The sequence below is a fragment of the Pseudomonas sp. TSO6 genome, assembly GCF_056098905.1.
The window spans coordinates 1-970 of sequence record NZ_JBLZWV010000082.1 but is presented as its reverse complement, the minus strand read 5'-3'; the positions used below and the strand labels follow the sequence as shown (position 1 = coordinate 970).

At 59.4% G+C, this 970-nt stretch carries 1 protein-coding gene; it reads left to right on the top strand.

The genetic code is table 11. The annotated features are described in order from the left end of the window. On the top strand, positions 1–970 hold a 970-nt coding region (locus ACN6NG_RS29860), incomplete at both ends, for an immunoglobulin-like domain-containing protein (RefSeq protein WP_474317515.1).

Sequence of the window (970 nt, the reverse complement as noted above, 5' to 3'; positions counted from 1 at the left end):
CCGGCTCGGCCACTGCAACCGCTCCGGATAACGTCTATGTTGGTGCTAACCAGCCGGTAGTTAACGCTATCGATGCCGTCAGCGGCGCGGATGCGTGGAAGTTTGAAAACCTGAATCTGGACAAGACCCCGGTCAGCACCGAGGTTACCGACGAGCCAGGTACCCCAGGTAACGAAGGCGATATCGTCAAGGTCACCATCACGGCTGACCAGGTTTCGGTCGCCGAGAACGTCAAACCGACCTTCACCGTGCACATCAACACCGCTCTGGCGCACGACCTGGTCGTGACCTTGAGCAATAACGCGGTTGTGACCATCAAGGCCGGTCAGACCTCGAGCGAGCCGTATGCTCACGACGCGCAAGGTGACGACGTTTACCAGGACGCTGGCGAAATCAGCCTGGGCATCAAGTCGGCGGTGGACGCTACCGGTGCGGCCTTCGAAAACCTGCAGTTGGGCGGTGATGCATCGGTCAAAGTGACCGACACCATCGACGAAGTGGTGGCCAAGCTGACCGCAAGCCAGTCGGTCACCGAAGGCGGCGAGATCACCTACACGATCACGCTGACCAACAAAGACGGCCTGCCGATCAACAATCACGCAGAGCTGTACTTCAAGCTGGCCGATGGCACCACTGTCATCGTGCCCGCTAACAGCACCACGGGTTCTGCCACTGCAACCGCGCCGGATAACGTCTATGTCGGTGCTAACGAACTGGTGGTCAATGCCATCGATGCCGTCAGCGGTGCAGATGCGTGGAAGTTCGAAAACCTGACCTTGGACAAGACCGAGGTCAGCACCACCGTCACGGACGAGCCTGCAGGTGAGGGCGACCTGGTCAAAGTCACCATCGTGGCCGATCAGGTATCGGTCAATGAAGCGACCGAGCCAACCTTCACCCTGAGCCTGAACAAGGCCTTGGACAAGGACTTCACCGTCACCCTGAGCACCGGTGCTACCGTGGTCTTCGC